The sequence below is a fragment of the Pseudomonas sp. ARP3 genome, from assembly GCF_001029595.1.
Lineage (GTDB): Bacteria > Pseudomonadota > Gammaproteobacteria > Pseudomonadales > Pseudomonadaceae > Aquipseudomonas > Aquipseudomonas rhodesiae.
This window is the reverse complement of sequence record NZ_LEKF01000005.1, coordinates 78,869-94,760: the sequence shown is the minus strand read 5'-3', so window position 1 is coordinate 94,760 and position 15,892 is coordinate 78,869. Positions and strand designations below refer to the sequence as shown.

Below are 15,892 nucleotides of genomic sequence, written 5' to 3'. Positions count from 1 at the left end.
GCGTTGTGGTGTGGCTAGAGATTGATCTCCACTTCGCCCAGCCGCCCGCCCTTGGGCCCGAAACTACGCTCCACCATCCACCGTGTGCCGTCGGCATTCACGATCAATGCTGTGCTGGCTCGGGTCCCATAAGTAGGGCTGGCGATAAACACGCTCGACAACAGGCTTTCAGTCGCCAGCCCCACGCCGGTATCCGGCAACTCGGCGAACGGCGCGGTCTGCGGATCACTCAACAACGCCAGCAAGGTATGCGGGTGCGGATCATCCAGCGCCTGGCTTAACGCTGCCTTGGCCTTGAGCAGCTTCGGCCACGGCGTATCCAACCCGGCATTGGACAACCCATACACTCCCGCCTCCAACCGGGCAGGCTCGGTGTGATTGGCGTTGTAATGCCACATCTCTTCCCGCGTCCCCACCAGCAGGTTGAAGCCGGCATATTCGATGGATCGGCCATTTACTTCGGCCAAATACTCGTCAATCGGCAGTGAACCACTGAGAAACCGCGCCACCAGCTCGCCGCGGGACTTACGTGCCGGCGGCTGGTGCGGATCGCGGATATTGGTCAGCGCCGCAAACCGCCCATCGGCACTCACCCCCAGCCAGGTGCCGCCGGCTTCCTGATCGCGACCGGCATACACGTGAGGCGCATCCGGCCACTGGGCCAGCGGCAGCGTAGGGCGGGCGTAGAACTCATCGCGGTTGGCCGCGACGATCAGCGGCTGGGCATGACCCGGCCGCCAGGCGAAAACGATCAAGCACATCAGGCGATCCCTTTTGTGTTTTTTGCCACTCTACTCACTCAAGCAGAAGCGTTCCATCGTCTCCAGTTGGGTCGCATGCCTTCCATCCGTTAACATGCCGGACTTGTTTCGGGGGCTCCCATGGAATTTCTGCTGTATCTGGTGCTTGGCGCCTGTGCGGGCGTGCTCGCCGGGCTGTTCGGTGTGGGCGGCGGGATCATCATCGTGCCGGTGCTGGTGTTCAGCTTCACCTTGCAGGGCTTCGACCCGCAGGTACTGACGCACTTGGCGGTGGGAACGTCCCTGGCGACTATCATCTTTACCTCGGTCAATGCCGTGCGCGAGCACCATCGGCGTGGCGCGGTGCGCTGGCCGATCTTTGTGTGGATGACCGTCGGCATCTTGATCGGCGCCGGTTTTGGCGCGCTGACCGCCGAAGCGATTTCCGGGCCGCACTTGCAGAAGATCATCGGCGTATTTGCCCTGCTGGTGGCGCTGCAACTGGGCCTGGACGTCAAGCCGAAGGCCAGTCGAACGGTGCCGGGCAAGGTCGGTCTGACCCTGGCCGGCACTGTGATCGGCTGGGCCTCGGCGATTTTCGGGATTGGCGGCGGCTCGCTGACCGTGCCATTCCTGACCTGGCGCAGCGTGCCGATGCAGCAGGCAGTGGCGACGTCGTCGGCCTGCGGCCTGCCGATTGCGCTGGCCAGTGCATTAAGTTTCATGATTCTGGGCTGGCATGATCCGCTGTTGCCCGCTCATAGTCTGGGGTTCGTGTATTTGCCGGCCCTGCTGGGCATTGCCCTGACCAGCATGGTGTTCGCGCGCTTCGGTGCACGCCTGGCGCACCGGCTGTCGCCCCGCCTGCTCAAGCGGCTGTTTGCCGGGTTGCTATTGTGCGTCGGTTTGAATTTTTTGCTGTAACGAAGGCTTAATCGCGCCCGGGCATGGTCCGGACGCCATAACGAATGATTTAACGAGGAGTCGCAATGCTGCCTTACCCGCAGATCGACCCGGTGGCCCTGGCCATCGGTCCGCTGAAAATCCACTGGTACGGGTTGATGTACCTGATCGGCATCGGCGGCGCGTGGTTGCTGGCGTCTCGGCGCCTGAACCGTTTCGACCCAACCTGGACCAAGGAGAAACTCTCCGACATGGTGTTCTGGTTGTCGATGGGGGTGATCGTCGGCGGACGCCTGGGGTATGTGCTGTTTTACGATTTGTCGGCGTATATCGCCAACCCGATGCTGATTTTCGAAGTGTGGAAGGGCGGCATGGCGTTCCACGGCGGCTTTATCGGCGTGATGATCGCGGCCTGGTGGTTCGGTCGGCGCAACGGCAAGTCGTTCTTCCAATTGATGGACTTTGTCGCGCCGCTGGTGCCGATCGGCCTGGGCGCCGGGCGCATCGGTAACTTTATCAACGCCGAGTTGTGGGGCAAGCCGACCGACGTGCCGTGGGCCATGGTATTCCCGCCGTTCAGCGACCCGGCCCAGTTACCGCGCCATCCGTCGCAGCTGTACCAGTTCGCCTTGGAAGGTGTGGCACTGTTCCTGATTCTGTATATCTTCTCGCGCAAACCGCGCCCGACCATGGCCGTGTCCGGCATGTTCGCGCTGTTCTACGGGATCTTCCGGTTTATCGTCGAATTCGTACGGGTGCCGGATGCGCAGCTGGGTTACCTGGCGTGGGGCTGGCTGACCATGGGCCAGATCCTCAGCCTGCCGATGATCCTGGTCGGCCTGGGCCTGCTGTGGTGGGCGTACAATCGCCCGCAGCCGCTGAAGAACACCGCGCTTTAAATTCGAACGCCTGGGCCCAGCCGCGCTGGGCCCAGGCTTCAACGAAACGGGTATCCACATGAAGCAATATCTCGAACTGCTGCACGACGTCGTGACCAATGGCCTGACCAAGGGCGACCGCACCGGCACCGGCACCAAGGCCGTGTTCGCTCGCCAGTATCGGCATAACCTGGCCGACGGCTTCCCGCTGCTGACCACCAAGAAGCTGCACTTCAAAAGCATCGCCAACGAGTTGATCTGGATGTTGAGCGGCAACACCAACATCAAATGGCTCAATGAAAACGGCGTGCGCATCTGGGACGAATGGGCCACCGAAGACGGCGACCTGGGCCCGGTCTACGGCGAGCAATGGACCGCCTGGCCGACCAAGGACGGCGGCACGATCAATCAGATCGACTATATGGTTCACACCCTTAAGACCAACCCCAACAGCCGTCGCATCCTGTTCCACGGCTGGAACGTCGAGTACCTGCCCGACGAAACCAAGAGCCCCCAGGAAAACGCGCGCAACGGCAAGCAAGCCCTGCCGCCGTGCCATCTGCTGTATCAGGCGTTCGTGCATGACGGTCACCTGTCGATGCAGTTGTATATCCGCAGCTCCGACGTGTTCCTCGGCCTGCCATACAACACCGCCGCCCTGGCGTTGCTGACCCATATGCTGGCTCAACAGTGCGACCTGATCCCCCACGAGATCATCGTCACCACCGGCGACACCCACGCTTACAGCAACCATATGGAACAGATCCAGACCCAGCTGGCGCGCACGCCTAAGAAGCTGCCGGAATTGGTGATCAAGCGTAAACCTGCGTCGATCTACGACTACAAGTTCGAAGACTTCGAGATCGTGGGTTACGACGCCGATCCGAGCATCAAGGCCGATGTCGCTATCTAGAGCCTGACGCTGTCCAATATGGGAGGGGGCTAGAGCCTGACGCTGTCCGAAGTGGGAGAGGGTTAGAGCCTCACGCTGTCAAATGTGGGAGGGGGCTTGCCCCCGATTGCGGTAGGTCAGCTGAAATTCCGCATCCAAGGCAAGCCCCCATCCACATTTGAACAGTGTTCGCATGAGTCAATGCCCGTGGCTCCTGCCTACGTGTGAGGGCTCGGCCTCGCTCGCCAGCACTCCGCCGTTGACCTCCAACCGCTGCAAAATCCCGCAGTGATCCCCGCCCCCACAGCGTTGGCGCAGGTCCAGCAATTGTTCCTGCAAGGCCAGCAGCCCGTCGATGCGCGTCTTTACATGCTGGATATGCTCGTCGATCAACGCATTGACGCTTTCGCACTGGTCCTGAGGGCTGTCGCGCAGGCTGAGCAGGCTGCGGATTTCCTCAAGGGTCATGTCCAGGCTGCGGCAGTTGCGGATAAACACCAGCCGTTCGCTGTGCGCCTGGGTGTACACGCGGTAGTTGGCATCGGTGCGCGCCGGGGGGGGCAGCAGGCCTTCCTTCTCGTAGTAACGGATGGTCTCCACCGGGCAGTCGGTGAGTTTGGCCAGTTCGCCGATCTTCATCGCAGCAATCTCCAAATGGGTGCTTGACCCTATAGTGGCTACAGGGTCTTTACTTGGCAACAAGCACTCTTACGGACGCCACAGCATGAGCGATTCCCACCACACCCCGCATAAACATGATCACACCCACGATCATGGCACTGAAAAACTCACGCCCGTACACAATCACGGCCACGGCGGCTCCTGCTGTTCCGGTGGCCCCGCGCCTGCGGTGGTGACACTGAGCGAAGCACCCACCGCCGGTTCGCGGCTGAGCACCTTCCGTATCGAAGCCATGGACTGCCCCACCGAGCAGACGCTGATCCAGAACAAGCTGGGCAAGCTCGCTGGCGTGCAGCAGCTGGAATTCAACCTGATCAATCGCATTCTCGGCGTCACCCATGACCTGCCGAGTACTGCGCCGATTATCGATGCGATCAAATCCATCGGCATGCAAGCCGACCCCATCGAAGAGGGCGCGCCCGCCGCTACTCCCCCGGCCAAGAAACATTGGTGGCCGCTGGCCGTGTCGGGTCTTGGGGCGTTAGGCGCCGAAGTCCTGCACTTCACCAATGCCGCGCCGACCTGGGTGATTGCCTTGGTGGCGCTGGTGTCGATCCTCAGCGGCGGCCTTGGCACCTATAAAAAGGGCTGGATCGCCCTGAAAAACCTCAATCTGAACATCAACGCGCTGATGAGTATCGCGGTCACCGGCGCGATTCTTATCGGCCAATGGCCGGAAGCGGCGATGGTGATGTTCCTGTTTACCGTGGCCGAGCTGATCGAAGCCAAGTCCCTGGACCGCGCGCGCAATGCCATCAGCGGTTTGATGCAGATGACCCCGGAACAGGCCACCGTGCGGCAGCCTGACGGCAGTTGGGTTGAACAAGAGGTTAAAAGCATCGAACTGGGCGCTGTGGTGCGGGTAAAGCCCGGTGAGCGCATCGGCCTGGACGGTGAGGTGACCGCGGGTCAATCCACTGTCGATCAGGCGCCGATTACCGGTGAAAGCCTGCCGATTGAGAAGACGGTGGGCGATAAAGTCTTCGCCGGCACCATCAATCAGGCCGGTTCCCTGGAATACAGCGTGACGGCGGCGGCCAACAACTCCACCCTGGCGCGGATCATCCACGCGGTGGAACAAGCCCAGGGCGCGCGGGCTCCGACCCAGCGCTTTGTGGACAGTTTTTCCAAGATCTACACCCCGGCTGTGTTCCTGTTCGCACTCGGCGTGGCAGTGATTCCACCGCTGTTCATGGCCGGCGCCTGGTTCGACTGGATCTACCGCGCGCTGGTGCTGTTGGTGGTCGCGTGCCCCTGTGCGCTGGTGATTTCCACGCCGGTGACCATTGTCAGTGGCCTCGCCGCTGCGGCGCGCAAAGGCATCCTGATCAAGGGCGGCGTGTACCTGGAGGGCGGTTACAAGCTCGATTACCTGGCCCTCGACAAGACCGGCACAATCACCCACGGCAAACCCGTGCAAACCGACTACCTGGCGCTGTTCCCCACTGTCGAAGACAGCGCGCCGGCCCTCGCCGCCAGCCTGGCGGGGCGTTCCGACCACCCGGTGTCCCTGGCAATCGCCAACGCAGCTGTGGATAAAAACCTGCCGACCCATACTGTGGATAACTTCGAGGCCCTGGCCGGGCGCGGCGTGCGAGGCGATATCAACGGCGAAACCTATCACCTGGGCAATCACCGCCTGGTGGAGGACCTGGGCCTGTGCTCGCCAGCGCTGGAAGAGAAACTCTTCGCCCTGGAGAAACAAGGCAAGTCGGTCGTGCTCCTACTGGACAAATCCGGCCCGCTGGCGCTGTTCGCCGTGGCCGACACCGTCAAGGACAGCAGCCGAGAAGCCATCCAGCAGTTGCATGAATTGGGCATCAAGACCCTGATGCTCACCGGCGACAACACCCACACCGCCCAGGCGATTGCGGCGCAGGTAGGTATCGATCAAGCCCAGGGCGATTTGCTGCCCACCGACAAACTCCACGCCATCGAAACCCTCTACACCCAAGGCCGTCGGGTGGGCATGGTCGGCGACGGCATCAACGACGCTCCGGCCCTGGCTCGCGCCGAAATCGGCTTTGCCATGGCCGCCGCCGGCACCGACACCGCCATCGAGACCGCCGACGTGGCGTTGATGGACGATGATCTGCGCAAGATTCCGGCATTCATTCGGTTGTCGCGGCAAACGTCGAGTATCCTCAAGCAGAACATCGCCCTGGCGTTGGTGATCAAGGCGATCTTCCTCGCGGTGACGTTCATGGGCATGGCCACCATGTGGATGGCGGTGTTTGCCGACATGGGCGTGAGCCTGCTGGTGGTGTTCAATGGCCTGCGCCTGCTGCGCAAATAGACAAGAGAGGGTGGTGTGCTGAGTGCCGAGCTGAAGGCGTTTTTTATGGTCGCCCGCCTGGGCAGCATTACCCAGGCGGCGAAAAAGCTCGGCCTGAGCCAGCCCACGGTCACCACCCAGATCCGCAACCTGGAAAGCCAATACGGCGTCGAGCTGTTCTATCGCGGCGGGCGCCGCCTCACCGTCAGCGACGAAGGCGCGCGGCTGTTGCCGATGGTCAAGACGCTGTTGCAGCAGGAAGCCGATATCGAGTTTTTCCTGCGCAACAACGGTCAGTTCCAGGGCGCACTCAGGATTGCCGCAACGGCGCCGTACTACATCCTGGATCTGGTCAAAGCCTTTCGCGAGCGCCTACCCCAAGTGGAGGTGTCGGTGGAAATCGGCAACTCGCAGCAGGTGCTCGAAGCGCTGGATGACTACCGCGTCGATGTGGCGGCGTCCTCACAGCTGCTCGACGACCCACGGCTGATACGTCGCGTCCTTGGCACCGACCCGCTGGTGCTGGCGGTGCATCGCAACCATCCCCTGGCCAAACTCGATCATGTGCCGTTGAGCGCGCTCGCCGGACACACCCTGTTGATGCGCGAGGTCGGCTCCACCACACGCCGCCTGACCGAAGACATGCTGCGCGGCGCTGGCGTGAACTACGGGCCGCTGCTGGAAATCGGCAGCCGTGAATCGATCCGCGAGGCGGTGTTGCGCAATATCGGCATCAGCATCATCGCCCGCCAGGAAGTGCCCCATGACCCGCAGCTCAAGGTGCTGACCCTTGAGCATGCGCCGCAGATTCTGGAGTATCTGTACTGCCTCAAAGAACGAAAAGGCGCTCGCCTGCCGGCGGCGTTTTTGGGGTTGGCCCAAGAAATGTCGCCAATCTAAAGCCTTGTAGTGGCTTTGGGGACCAATCGGGGGCAAGCCCCCTCCCACATGTTGAATTGTGAATGCCTTTAAGTGTGGGAGGGGGCTTGCCCCCGATTGGCGATACCCCAGCAACTCAGTTCGAAGAGTCCTACACAAATCTGCGAATACCACTATCGCCGCGTTTTGCCTTCCTGCCACAAGAGCGACGCATTGCCTGCCTAGCATGGCCTTCATCCGTTTGATGAGGTGCCACCATGAACACAGCCCTGACCCAACCCGGCGCGCCCATGAAAGTGCGCGGTATCCAGAAGCGCTTCGGTGCGTTCACCGCGCTGGACAACGTCTCCCTGGACGTCGCCGCCGGCGAACTGGTGTGCCTGCTGGGCCCGTCCGGCTGCGGCAAGACCACCTTGTTGCGCTGCATTGCCGGCTTGGAGCGCCAGGACAATGGCGAACTTTACCTGGGCGGCCGTGACGTTTCCCTGCTGCCGCCGCAGGCGCGGGACTACGGCATTCTGTTTCAGTCCTACGCGCTGTTTCCGAACCTGACCGTCGAAGCGAATATCGGCTATGGCCTAACCGGCAGCGGCCGCGACGAAGTGCGCCAGCGTGTCGGCCAGATGCTGGAGCTGGTGGGCCTGGTGGGCAGCGAAAAGAAGTACCCCGGTCAACTCTCCGGCGGCCAGCAGCAGCGGGTCGCCCTGGCCCGCGCGCTCGCGCCGGCGCCGTCGTTGCTGCTGCTGGATGAGCCGATGTCGGCCCTCGATGCCCGGGTGCGCGAGCACTTGTGCACCGAACTGCGTCAGCTGCAACGGCGCCTGGGCATCACCACCTTGATGGTGACCCATAACCAGGACGAAGCCATGTTGATGGCCGACCGCATTGCCGTGATGAACAACGGTAAGGTCGAGCAATACGCTACGCCGCAGGAAATCTACGACCACCCGGCCACGCCGTTCGTGGCGGAGTTTGTCGGCCAGGGCAACTGGTTGCCGTTCAGCCGCAACAGCATCAGCCATGCCCAGGTCGGCGGGATGACGATGCGCCTGGCCGATGACGCCGGTAGAGCCGAGTCCGGTCGGCTGTTCTGCCGCCCGGAAGCGATCAGCGTCAACCCTCCCGTGCACGAAGAAAACCTCTTCCCGGCCAAGGTCCGTGAGATCACCTTTCTCGGCAACCGCTGCCGCATGAGCTTTGAGCTGGAGCACCTGCCCGGTCATCCGCTGCTGGCCGAACTCGCCCCCGAAGCCATGCCGCGCCTGGGCGCCCAGGACATCTGGGTGGCTTTGCCGCCGCGCAGCCTACAGGTGTTTGCCTGAGATGGCCGCAGTGATGAGCTTGCCTGCGACGCGTCAGGTGTCCCGTGCCGAGTGGGGCGACCGCATTTTTGTGGTCGGCGGCAAATGGCTCTGGCTGAGCTTGCTGAGTGTCGCGGTGTTGCTGCCGTTGCTGGCGATTTTCTGGCGTGGTTTCAGCAACGAGGCCGGGCAGGGTGGCGGCCTGGTCGCGGCGCGGGAACTGCTCACCAGCGCCAACTTCCACTGGTTGCTGGGCAATAGCCTGAAAGTCTCTCTCAGCGTGGCGGCCATCGTCGTACCGCTGGCCTACCTGTTTGCCTACGCGCTGCAACGCACGCTGATCCCCGGCAAAGCGATCTGGCGCGGCTTGTCGCTGTTGCCGCTGATGGCGCCGTCGATGTTGCCGGGCATTGCGCTGGTGTACCTGTTCGGCAACCAAGGCCTGTTGCGCGGGTTGATCGCGGAAAATATCTACGGCTTCTGGGGCATCGTGCTCGGTGAAGTGATCTACACCTTCCCACACGCCCTGATGATTTTGCTGTCGGCGCTCTCGCTGGCCGATGCGCGCCTGTTCGATGCCGCCTCAAGTATGGGGGCCAGCCCGGCGCGGGCGTTTCGCAGCATCACCTGGCCGGCCACGCGCCAGGCGGTGTTCGCCGCGTTCTGCCTGGTGTTCACGCTGACCATCACCGATTTCGGCGTGCCTGTGGTGGTCGGCGGCGATTATCAGGTGCTGGCGCTGGAAGCCTACAAGGCGGTGGTCGGTCAGCAGCAGTTCGGTCGCGGTGCGTTGATCGGCATGGTGTTGCTGTTGCCGGCGCTGTTCAGCTTCGCTGTGGACGCCTGGTTGCGCCGTCGCCACGGCGATGCCATGAGCGGCCGCGCCCAAGTCTTCCGCCCGGCGCCGTCGCGCTTGAGGGACGGTTGCTACCTGGCCATCGTGCTGCTGATTTGCGCGGTGTTGCTGCTGGTATTCGGCATGGCGGTGTATTCCTCCCTGGTGAAGTTCTGGCCGTACAACCTGTCGCTGTCCCTCGCTCATTACCAGTTCGAGGACACCGCCGGCGGTGGTTGGCTGGCCTACCGCAACAGCCTGACCATGGCGCTGTGTACGGCCGTGATCGGCAGCGTCCTGATCTTCAGCGGCGCCTATCTGATGGAAAAGACCAAGGGCCAGAAGCACCTCAACCTAGCGCTGCGCATGCTCAGCTTCGTACCGATGGCGGTGCCGGGGTTGGTGCTGGGCCTGGGCTACGTGTTCTTTTTCAACCTCAACGGCAACCCGCTGCATGTGTTCTACGGGACCATGACCCTGCTGGTGGTGTGCACCATTGCTCACTATTTGACCACCGCGCAGATGACCGCCACCACCGCGCTGCGTCAGCTCGATGCCGAATTCGAAGCCGCCGCGCTGTCCCTCAAGGCGCCGCTGTACCGCCATTACCTGAAAGTCACGGTGCCGATCTGCCTGCCGGCCTTGCTGGATATCGTGCGCTACCTGTTCGTGTCGGCGATGACTACCGTGTCCGCCGCGATTTTCCTCTACAGCCCCGACACCATCCTTGCCGCCGTCGCCGTGTTGAACATGGACGACGCCGGGAACGTGGGCGGTGCGGCGGCCATGTCCACCCTGATCCTGTTCACCTCGGCCAGCGTTTCGTTGCTGCTGGCGTGGGCATCGCGCGGCGCGCTGCGTCGCTCCCAAGCCTGGCGCCAGAGCGCGCCCGGCCAATAAACAACCCTGAAGGAGGTTCCTCATGTTCAAGCCCCTGGCGCTGGTCGCTGCCGTACTCACCGCATTCAGCCTGAATGCCTTCGCCAAAACTGATCTCACCGTGTATACGGCCCTCGAAGCCGAGCAGTTGAAGACCTATAAAAAGGCCTTCGAACAGGCGAACCCCGATATCGAAATCAAATGGGTGCGCGACTCCACCGGGATCATCACCGCCAAGCTGCTGGCCGAAAAAGACCGCCCCCAAGCCGATGCCGTGTGGGGCCTGGCTGCATCGAGCCTGGCGATCCTCGACCAGCAAGGCATGCTGGACAACTACGCGCCGAAGGACCTGGACAAGATCGGCAAGAATTACCGCGACCCTGCCAACCCGCCCGCGTGGGTCGGCATGGACGTGTGGGCCGCGACAATCTGCTTCAACACCGTCGAAGCCGAGAAGCAGGGCCTGACCAAGCCGGTGAGCTGGCAAGACCTGACCAAGCCTGAGTACAAAGGCAAGATCGTGATGCCCAACCCGGCCTCATCCGGCACCGGTTTTCTGGACGTGAGCGCCTGGTTGCAGACCTATGGCGAGAAGCAAGGCTGGCAGTACATGGATGACCTGCACCAGAACATCGGCCAGTACGTTCATTCCGGTTCCAAGCCGTGCAAGTTGGCGGCTTCCGGTGAATTTCCGATCGGGATTTCCTTCGAATACCCAGCGGTGCAGTTGAAACGCCAGGGCGCGCCACTGGACATCATCCTGCCCAAGGAAGGCCTGGGCTGGGACATCGAAGCCACCGCCGTGATGAAAGGCACCGCCCACGCCGATGCGGCGAAAAAGCTCGCCGACTTCTCCGCCAGCCCCGCAGCCATGGAGCTGTACAAGGACAACTTCGCAGTCCTCGCCCAGCCGGGCATTGCCAAGCCGCAAACCGAATTGCCGGCCGACTACGAACAACGCCTGATCAAGAATGACTTTGCCTGGGCTTCGAAAAACCGCGACAGCATCCTGGCCGAATGGCGCAAGCGCTATGACGGTAAGTCGGAGAAGGTCGCGGGCCAGTAATTACTCGGGTTTTGGCTGAAGGTCCTAGCGGGGGCGAGCCACCTCCCACATTGAAAGGCATTCAAAAGGTGGGAGGGGGCTTGCCCCCGATAGCGGTCTTGAAAACAGGACATCACTACATGACACAGCACAGCGACCTACTGATTGTCGGCGCCGGCATCCTCGGCCTGTCCCACGCCTACGCCGCGGCTCGACGCGGCCTCAAGGTCAAGGTGTTCGAACGCAGCGCTACGCCCTTGGGCGCCTCGGTACGCAACTTCGGCCAGGCTTTGGTCACTGGCCAGCCACCGGGAGCGATGCTCGATCTGGCGCGGCAAAGCCGTGCTATCTGGGGGCATTGGGCTCAGGTGGCGGGCCTGCAACTCAAGCGCAACGGCGCCTACCTGTTCGCCCGCACCGAAGCGGAAGAACACCTGCTGGAAGCCTTCTGCGCCGGGCGCGCGCAGGAACACGGGTACAACGTGGAGCTGCTGCAAGGTGCGGCGATGCGCGATTTGTACGGCGGCCAGTTCCGCCATCACCGGGCCGCTTTGCATGGCCGCGACGATCAGCAACTGTATTCACGCGAGGCGCTCCCGGCGCTGATCCGCTACCTGAGGCAGCACCTGAACGTGGAATTTCACTTTTCCACCCTGGTGCGCGATGTCGAGCCGGGCCTGTTGCACAGCACCGCCGGCAGCTTTCGCGGCGAACAGATCATCGTTTGCTCCGGCCATGACTACCAAACCTTATTGGCCGAAGCGTTGGCCGAACTGCATCCGAGTATCTGCCGCTTGCAAATGCTGCGGGCGCGACCGGCGCTGAATCTGAACCTGCAGCATGCCTTGCTTACGGGGCTCAGTTGCGTGCATTACGGCGCATTTGCCGACTTACCGGAAGCGGTGGCGGTTCAGGCGCAAATCCTGCGCGAAGCGCCGCACCTGCACGAGCACGGAATTCATCTGTTGATCAGTCCTACGCCCTATGGCGAGCTGATCATCGGCGATTCCCATGATTACGGCCTGGATGCGTCGCCCTTCAACGGCGAACAGGTGGACAACTGGATGCTCGAACTGGCCGAGCAGACCCTGGGCTGTGGGATCCAGGTGGTCGAGCGCTGGCAGGGGGTCTATGGCGCGCGCGGGCCGGGACCGTTTTCTTTCGTACGGGCGGCGCCGGGGGTCAGTGCCGCGTTGATGCATACCGGCGTGGGCATGAGCGTGGGGCCGGCGCTGGGCGAGCGCAACGTCGCGGCACTGTGGGGTGAGGCGTGATGCATCCTGAACAGGTGATTGCCGAGGTGTTCGGTCTGTACGAACAGCACGGCACGGCGGACTACATCGGCGAAGCGGTGTCGCAGATCGAACATATGTCCCAGGCCGCGCAACAGGCCGTGGCCGAAGGCTTCGATGACGAAGTGGTATTGGCGGCGTTTTTTCACGATATCGGCCATCTCTGCGACCAACGTGCCGAGAGCATGGGCGGTTACGGCGTGGTCAGTCATGAGCGGCTGGGGGCGGATTACCTGCGCCGGGCCGGTTTCAGCGAACGCTTGGCCAGGCTTGTGGAATATCACGTCCAGGCCAAGCGTTACCTGACCTTCAGCCAGCCCGACTACTACGCACAACTGAGCGAGGCCAGCCGCCGCACCCTGGCGTATCAAGGCGGCGTGATGAGTGCCGTCGAGGCCCGGGCCTTCGAACAGGACCCGCTCTGCGCGGTGAGTGTGCGTCTGCGGTATTGGGATGAGCAGGCCAAGCAGGCCAACGTGCCGCTGCTCGACCTTGCATGGCTCAAAGCCAAGGCTCGGCGGTTGCTGACGGCTCAGTCCTGATCGAGGCGCTCGGCGAGGGCGTCGATCTGTTCCTGGCGCTCGGCCTGGCTCAGTTTGGCGTGAGGGTTGAGGGACGACCATTGCGGGTGGGCGCGGGCCTTATGCAGGGCGTCGGGTAATTTGCCTTCGCGCCAGGTTTTGTCCTGGGGTGTGTCGACTTTGATGCTGTGCATCGCCGCATGGCCGCGCAGGTTGAGGGCTTTGAGCAACTGGCGTTGGCGCAGGGCGAGCAGGCGCAGCACGCTGTCGTCCACGGTCAACTCGCGGTGGCCCTTGAGCTTGCCCATCAAGCGATTGCCGTAGCTGCGCGCGGTTTGCAGCGCGCCCCCAGCGATGGCGCCGGCCAGGGCGGCGGCGCCGAGGGTCAGGCCGCCGACCAGCAGGTCCACCCCCGCGCCGGCCGCCGCACCGGCAGCGATGCCTCCGCCGACGCGCACGCCGAGTTGCTTGAGGGTTTCCGGGTTGAACAGGTCGTCGCCCCAACGCCCGTCCAGCAACGGCAGATCACTGGCGGCGGCGTCCTGGGGGCGGAACCCGAACAGTTTGAGCAAGGCTTCCACACACTTTTGTTCCCGTTGGCGTACGGCCTTGCGCAGTTCGCCGATGGCGTTGTGTTCGTCCTCGCTGACCACACTGCGCCGGCACGCGGCGCAGTCGATCAGCAGCTCGGCGATCAACCGCGCCGCGCTTTGCTGGCGAGCCTGGCGCTGGGCTTGCTGATCGAGCATCAACCGCTCCAACTGCGGCCGGGCGTTTTCCAGCAGGAGCGCCAGGCTTTCATACAGACGCCGTTCGCCGTCTTCGGGCGGCGCCACGCTGTCGAAGCGCACCAGCGCATGCAAACCCAGGCGGGCCAAGGCTTCGCGCCAATCGGGCTCGCGGTGGTCGCTGCTGCTGACAAAGTTGAGCACCGGCAACAACGGCTTGCCGCAACTGGCCAGCACCTGCAACTCGTCGCGGTACTTGGCCAGCACCGGTTCGCGGGCATCGATCACGTACAGGCCGGCGTCCGAGGCCAACAGTTGGCGCAACACTTTGGCTTCTTGTTCGAAGCGTTGGCGCGCTTCGCTGCCCTCCAGGAAGCGCGCCAGGCGTGCCGGGCCGTCGAGGCGTTCACCGGGGCGGTCCAGGCGTTCCAGGTAATCGAGCAAGGCGATGGCATCTTCCAGGCCGGGCGTGTCGTACAGCTCCAGCAAGGCTTCACCGTCCACCGACAAGCGTGCGCCTTCCACATGACGCGTGGTGCTGGGGCGATGGGACACTTCGCCGAAGCCCACGTCGCGAGTCAGCGTGCGCAACAGCGAGGTTTTGCCGACGTTGGTGTGGCCGACCACGGCGAGTTTCAGAGGCTTAGTCATGACCGGTCTCCAGCCAGTTCAGCGGCGCGCAGTCGGCGAAGGGAAGATCGAGCTGTTGCAGCGCGTTGTGCCAGTCGCCCAGGCGCTCGGCGTCCAGCGCCTGGCCGGGCGGCGCTTGCAACAGCCAGACGCGGGTGGCGCTGGCGCTGCGGGCCAGTTCGGCGATCAGCGCCAGGCTGCCGCGATCCGGCGAGCGCCGAGGGTCGCAGGCGATGGCCAGGCGCGCGGGCGGGAAGCGGCTGAGTTGTTCGAGGAGTTTGTGGCGCGATTCGCGGCTGTCGAGGATGCCGGCGTTACTGACGTTGGCGGGCAGTTTGGGCGGCCAGGGGTATTGGTCGTCCAGCTCGATGGCTACCAACAGGGCGCCGGCGCTGTGCTGTTCACTGACGCCGCCAGTGACGGCGTGCAGGTGTTCGGGCGCAGCATCATTGACCCCAAGGCGCTCGCTGCTCGGCATCAGGCGTTCGCGCAGTTGGCTATAGCCGGGCAGGTTGAGGTCCAGGCGCAGGGCCGCGCGCCCGCGTTTCCAGCGCCACAGGCACAGCAGGGCGAGGGTCAGGCGCGGCAGCAGGCCGTAGACCAGCAGCACGCCGACCAGCCAGGCGGCCCAGGCTTGGCGGGCGCTCTCGATATTCAGGGCGCAATCCCCGCTGGCGCGGATCATCTCTACAGTCGGCACATTGAAGCCGAGCAGGGCAGGCAAGGTGCCCAGTGCTTGTGTCACGGCCACGAAAGTATCGGCGCCGAGGATGGTGGTTTCCCACACGAAGCCGTAGCGACGGGTGGCGAGTAATGTCAGCAGGATCACCAATGCACTGAGCAATGCCAGCAGCCACAGGCTGTTGACCAGTACGCCTACGGCCCAGCGATTGAGTTTCTGCCGTTGCAACAGCAGTAACAGGGCCGGTGCCAACTGCGCGGCCTTGGCATCGCGCGCGAATTTTTCGCTGAGCCACAGCCACAGGCGCCCGAGGCTGGCGCTATGTTCGCCGGCAAATAGCAGGCCCAAGGCCCAACTGATCAGCAGAATCAGGTTCGGGCCGAGCAGGCTGCCCAAGGCCCAGAACACGTTCACTGGCGCCAATCCGTTGCCCAGCGCGGCAAACGCCAGGCCGGCGCCGCTGACCACCGCGAATATCGCCAGCAGCACCAGGGCCAGGCGCGCGCCTTGTAACCAGCGGGTAAGGGCGACCACCAGGCCATCGCGCTCGGCCAGGTGCAAGGCGCGGCGTTGAATGCGCGTTGGCAGGTCGCCTCCGGCCGCGCGGGCCAGGCGGTTGGCTTCCAAGTCTTCGAGGTTGCCGGCGTGTTCTTCACGCAGGCGCACGGTTTCGGTCAGCCAGAGTGTGTGGAGCGAGTTCAGTGCAGTCACGCGCTGTCCTGTTGAGCAAG

The 15,892-nt window shown here is 63.3% G+C and carries 14 protein-coding genes; 10 read left to right on the top strand and 4 right to left on the bottom strand.

What is annotated here, in order from left to right:
• Positions 1-14 precede the first annotated feature (14 nt).
• Entirely contained in the window at positions 15-761 is a 747-nt protein-coding gene (locus ABX75_RS08070) for an NRDE family protein (protein ID WP_034101325.1), read from the bottom strand.
• Between the two features lie 120 nt (positions 762-881).
• Between ABX75_RS08070 and ABX75_RS08065 the strand changes: the two genes are divergently transcribed.
• The 3 genes from ABX75_RS08065 to ABX75_RS08055 all read left to right on the top strand — a co-directional run bounded on the left by ABX75_RS08065 (position 882) and on the right by ABX75_RS08055 (position 3,434).
• Positions 882-1,664 carry a sulfite exporter TauE/SafE family protein gene (locus ABX75_RS08065; protein WP_034101324.1) on the top strand — a complete coding sequence of 261 codons (783 nt, stop codon included), beginning with the start codon at positions 882-884 and terminating at the stop codon, positions 1,662-1,664.
• A gap of 65 nt (positions 1,665-1,729) precedes the next feature.
• Entirely contained in the window at positions 1,730-2,542 is an 813-nt protein-coding gene (lgt, locus tag ABX75_RS08060) for a prolipoprotein diacylglyceryl transferase (RefSeq protein ID WP_034101323.1), read from the top strand.
• A gap of 58 nt (positions 2,543-2,600) precedes the next feature.
• On the top strand, positions 2,601-3,434 hold the full coding sequence (locus ABX75_RS08055; RefSeq protein ID WP_034101322.1) for a thymidylate synthase: 834 nt from the start codon (positions 2,601-2,603) through the stop codon (positions 3,432-3,434).
• A gap of 177 nt (positions 3,435-3,611) precedes the next feature.
• On the opposite strand, the gene cadR is transcribed toward ABX75_RS08055, so the two are convergent.
• On the bottom strand, positions 3,612-4,052 hold the full coding sequence (cadR, locus tag ABX75_RS08050; protein WP_034101321.1) for a Cd(II)/Pb(II)-responsive transcriptional regulator: 441 nt from the start codon (positions 4,050-4,052) through the stop codon (positions 3,612-3,614).
• A gap of 85 nt (positions 4,053-4,137) precedes the next feature.
• Here cadR and ABX75_RS08045 point away from each other — a divergent pair, with 85 nt between their 5' ends.
• The 7 genes from ABX75_RS08045 to ABX75_RS08015 all read left to right on the top strand — a co-directional run bounded on the left by ABX75_RS08045 (position 4,138) and on the right by ABX75_RS08015 (position 13,142).
• Positions 4,138-6,390 carry a heavy metal translocating P-type ATPase gene (locus tag ABX75_RS08045; protein ID WP_034115397.1) on the top strand — a complete coding sequence of 751 codons (2,253 nt, stop codon included), beginning with the start codon at positions 4,138-4,140 and terminating at the stop codon, positions 6,388-6,390.
• A 15-nt stretch (positions 6,391-6,405) separates the two neighbouring features.
• Positions 6,406-7,269 (top strand): LysR family transcriptional regulator, encoded by an 864-nt coding sequence (locus ABX75_RS08040; protein ID WP_047881734.1) that lies wholly within the window; start codon positions 6,406-6,408, stop codon positions 7,267-7,269.
• A gap of 236 nt (positions 7,270-7,505) precedes the next feature.
• Positions 7,506-8,570, top strand: a complete 1,065-nt coding sequence (locus ABX75_RS08035; protein ID WP_034101318.1) for a putative 2-aminoethylphosphonate ABC transporter ATP-binding protein — start codon at positions 7,506-7,508, stop codon at positions 8,568-8,570.
• Between the two features lies 1 nt (position 8,571).
• Complete coding sequence (locus tag ABX75_RS08030) at positions 8,572-10,284, top strand: putative 2-aminoethylphosphonate ABC transporter permease subunit (RefSeq protein ID WP_034115376.1); 1,713 nt, start codon at positions 8,572-8,574, stop codon at positions 10,282-10,284.
• 22 nt (positions 10,285-10,306) lie between these two features.
• Positions 10,307-11,329 carry a putative 2-aminoethylphosphonate ABC transporter substrate-binding protein gene (locus ABX75_RS08025; protein WP_034101316.1) on the top strand — a complete coding sequence of 341 codons (1,023 nt, stop codon included), beginning with the start codon at positions 10,307-10,309 and terminating at the stop codon, positions 11,327-11,329.
• 119 nt (positions 11,330-11,448) lie between these two features.
• Complete coding sequence (locus tag ABX75_RS08020; protein WP_047881733.1) at positions 11,449-12,582, top strand: TIGR03364 family FAD-dependent oxidoreductase; 1,134 nt, start codon at positions 11,449-11,451, stop codon at positions 12,580-12,582.
• A complete protein-coding gene (locus ABX75_RS08015) occupies positions 12,582-13,142 on the top strand; it encodes a phosphonate degradation HD-domain oxygenase (RefSeq protein ID WP_047881732.1) in 561 nt (186 codons plus the stop codon). Before ABX75_RS08020 ends, ABX75_RS08015 begins: the two co-directional genes overlap by 1 nt.
• Here the strand turns inward: ABX75_RS08015 and ABX75_RS08010 are convergent.
• Together ABX75_RS08010 and ABX75_RS08005 are read right to left on the bottom strand one after the other, a co-directional pair.
• Positions 13,133-14,500: a DUF3482 domain-containing protein gene (locus ABX75_RS08010; protein WP_034101312.1), complete on the bottom strand. Its 1,368-nt coding sequence runs from the start codon at positions 14,498-14,500 to the stop codon at positions 13,133-13,135. The two genes, ABX75_RS08015 and ABX75_RS08010, sit on opposite strands and share 10 nt — an antisense overlap.
• Entirely contained in the window at positions 14,493-15,872 is a 1,380-nt protein-coding gene (locus ABX75_RS08005; protein ID WP_047881731.1) for a DUF2868 domain-containing protein, read from the bottom strand. The genes ABX75_RS08010 and ABX75_RS08005 overlap by 8 nt, the downstream gene beginning before the upstream one ends.
• Positions 15,873-15,892: the final 20 nt, after the last annotated feature.

Excerpts from the sequence above, each read along its gene's own strand:
- ABX75_RS08035 (WP_034101318.1), top strand. The coding sequence starts at position 7,506 with ATGAACACAGCCCTGACCCAACCCGGCGCGCCCATGAAAGTGCGCGGT.
- ABX75_RS08055 (WP_034101322.1), top strand. The coding sequence starts at position 2,601 with ATGAAGCAATATCTCGAACTGCTGCACGACGTCGTGACCAATGGCCTG.
- ABX75_RS08020 (WP_047881733.1), top strand. The coding sequence starts at position 11,449 with ATGACACAGCACAGCGACCTACTGATTGTCGGCGCCGGCATCCTCGGC.
- ABX75_RS08030 (WP_034115376.1), top strand. The coding sequence starts at position 8,572 with ATGGCCGCAGTGATGAGCTTGCCTGCGACGCGTCAGGTGTCCCGTGCC.
- ABX75_RS08045 (WP_034115397.1), top strand. The coding sequence starts at position 4,138 with ATGAGCGATTCCCACCACACCCCGCATAAACATGATCACACCCACGAT.
- cadR (WP_034101321.1), bottom strand. The coding sequence starts at position 4,052 with ATGAAGATCGGCGAACTGGCCAAACTCACCGACTGCCCGGTGGAGACC.
- ABX75_RS08015 (WP_047881732.1), top strand. The coding sequence starts at position 12,582 with ATGCATCCTGAACAGGTGATTGCCGAGGTGTTCGGTCTGTACGAACAG.
- ABX75_RS08070 (WP_034101325.1), bottom strand. The coding sequence starts at position 761 with ATGTGCTTGATCGTTTTCGCCTGGCGGCCGGGTCATGCCCAGCCGCTG.
- ABX75_RS08025 (WP_034101316.1), top strand. The coding sequence starts at position 10,307 with ATGTTCAAGCCCCTGGCGCTGGTCGCTGCCGTACTCACCGCATTCAGC.
- ABX75_RS08010 (WP_034101312.1), bottom strand. The coding sequence starts at position 14,500 with ATGACTAAGCCTCTGAAACTCGCCGTGGTCGGCCACACCAACGTCGGC.
- ABX75_RS08065 (WP_034101324.1), top strand. The coding sequence starts at position 882 with ATGGAATTTCTGCTGTATCTGGTGCTTGGCGCCTGTGCGGGCGTGCTC.
- lgt (WP_034101323.1), top strand. The coding sequence starts at position 1,730 with ATGCTGCCTTACCCGCAGATCGACCCGGTGGCCCTGGCCATCGGTCCG.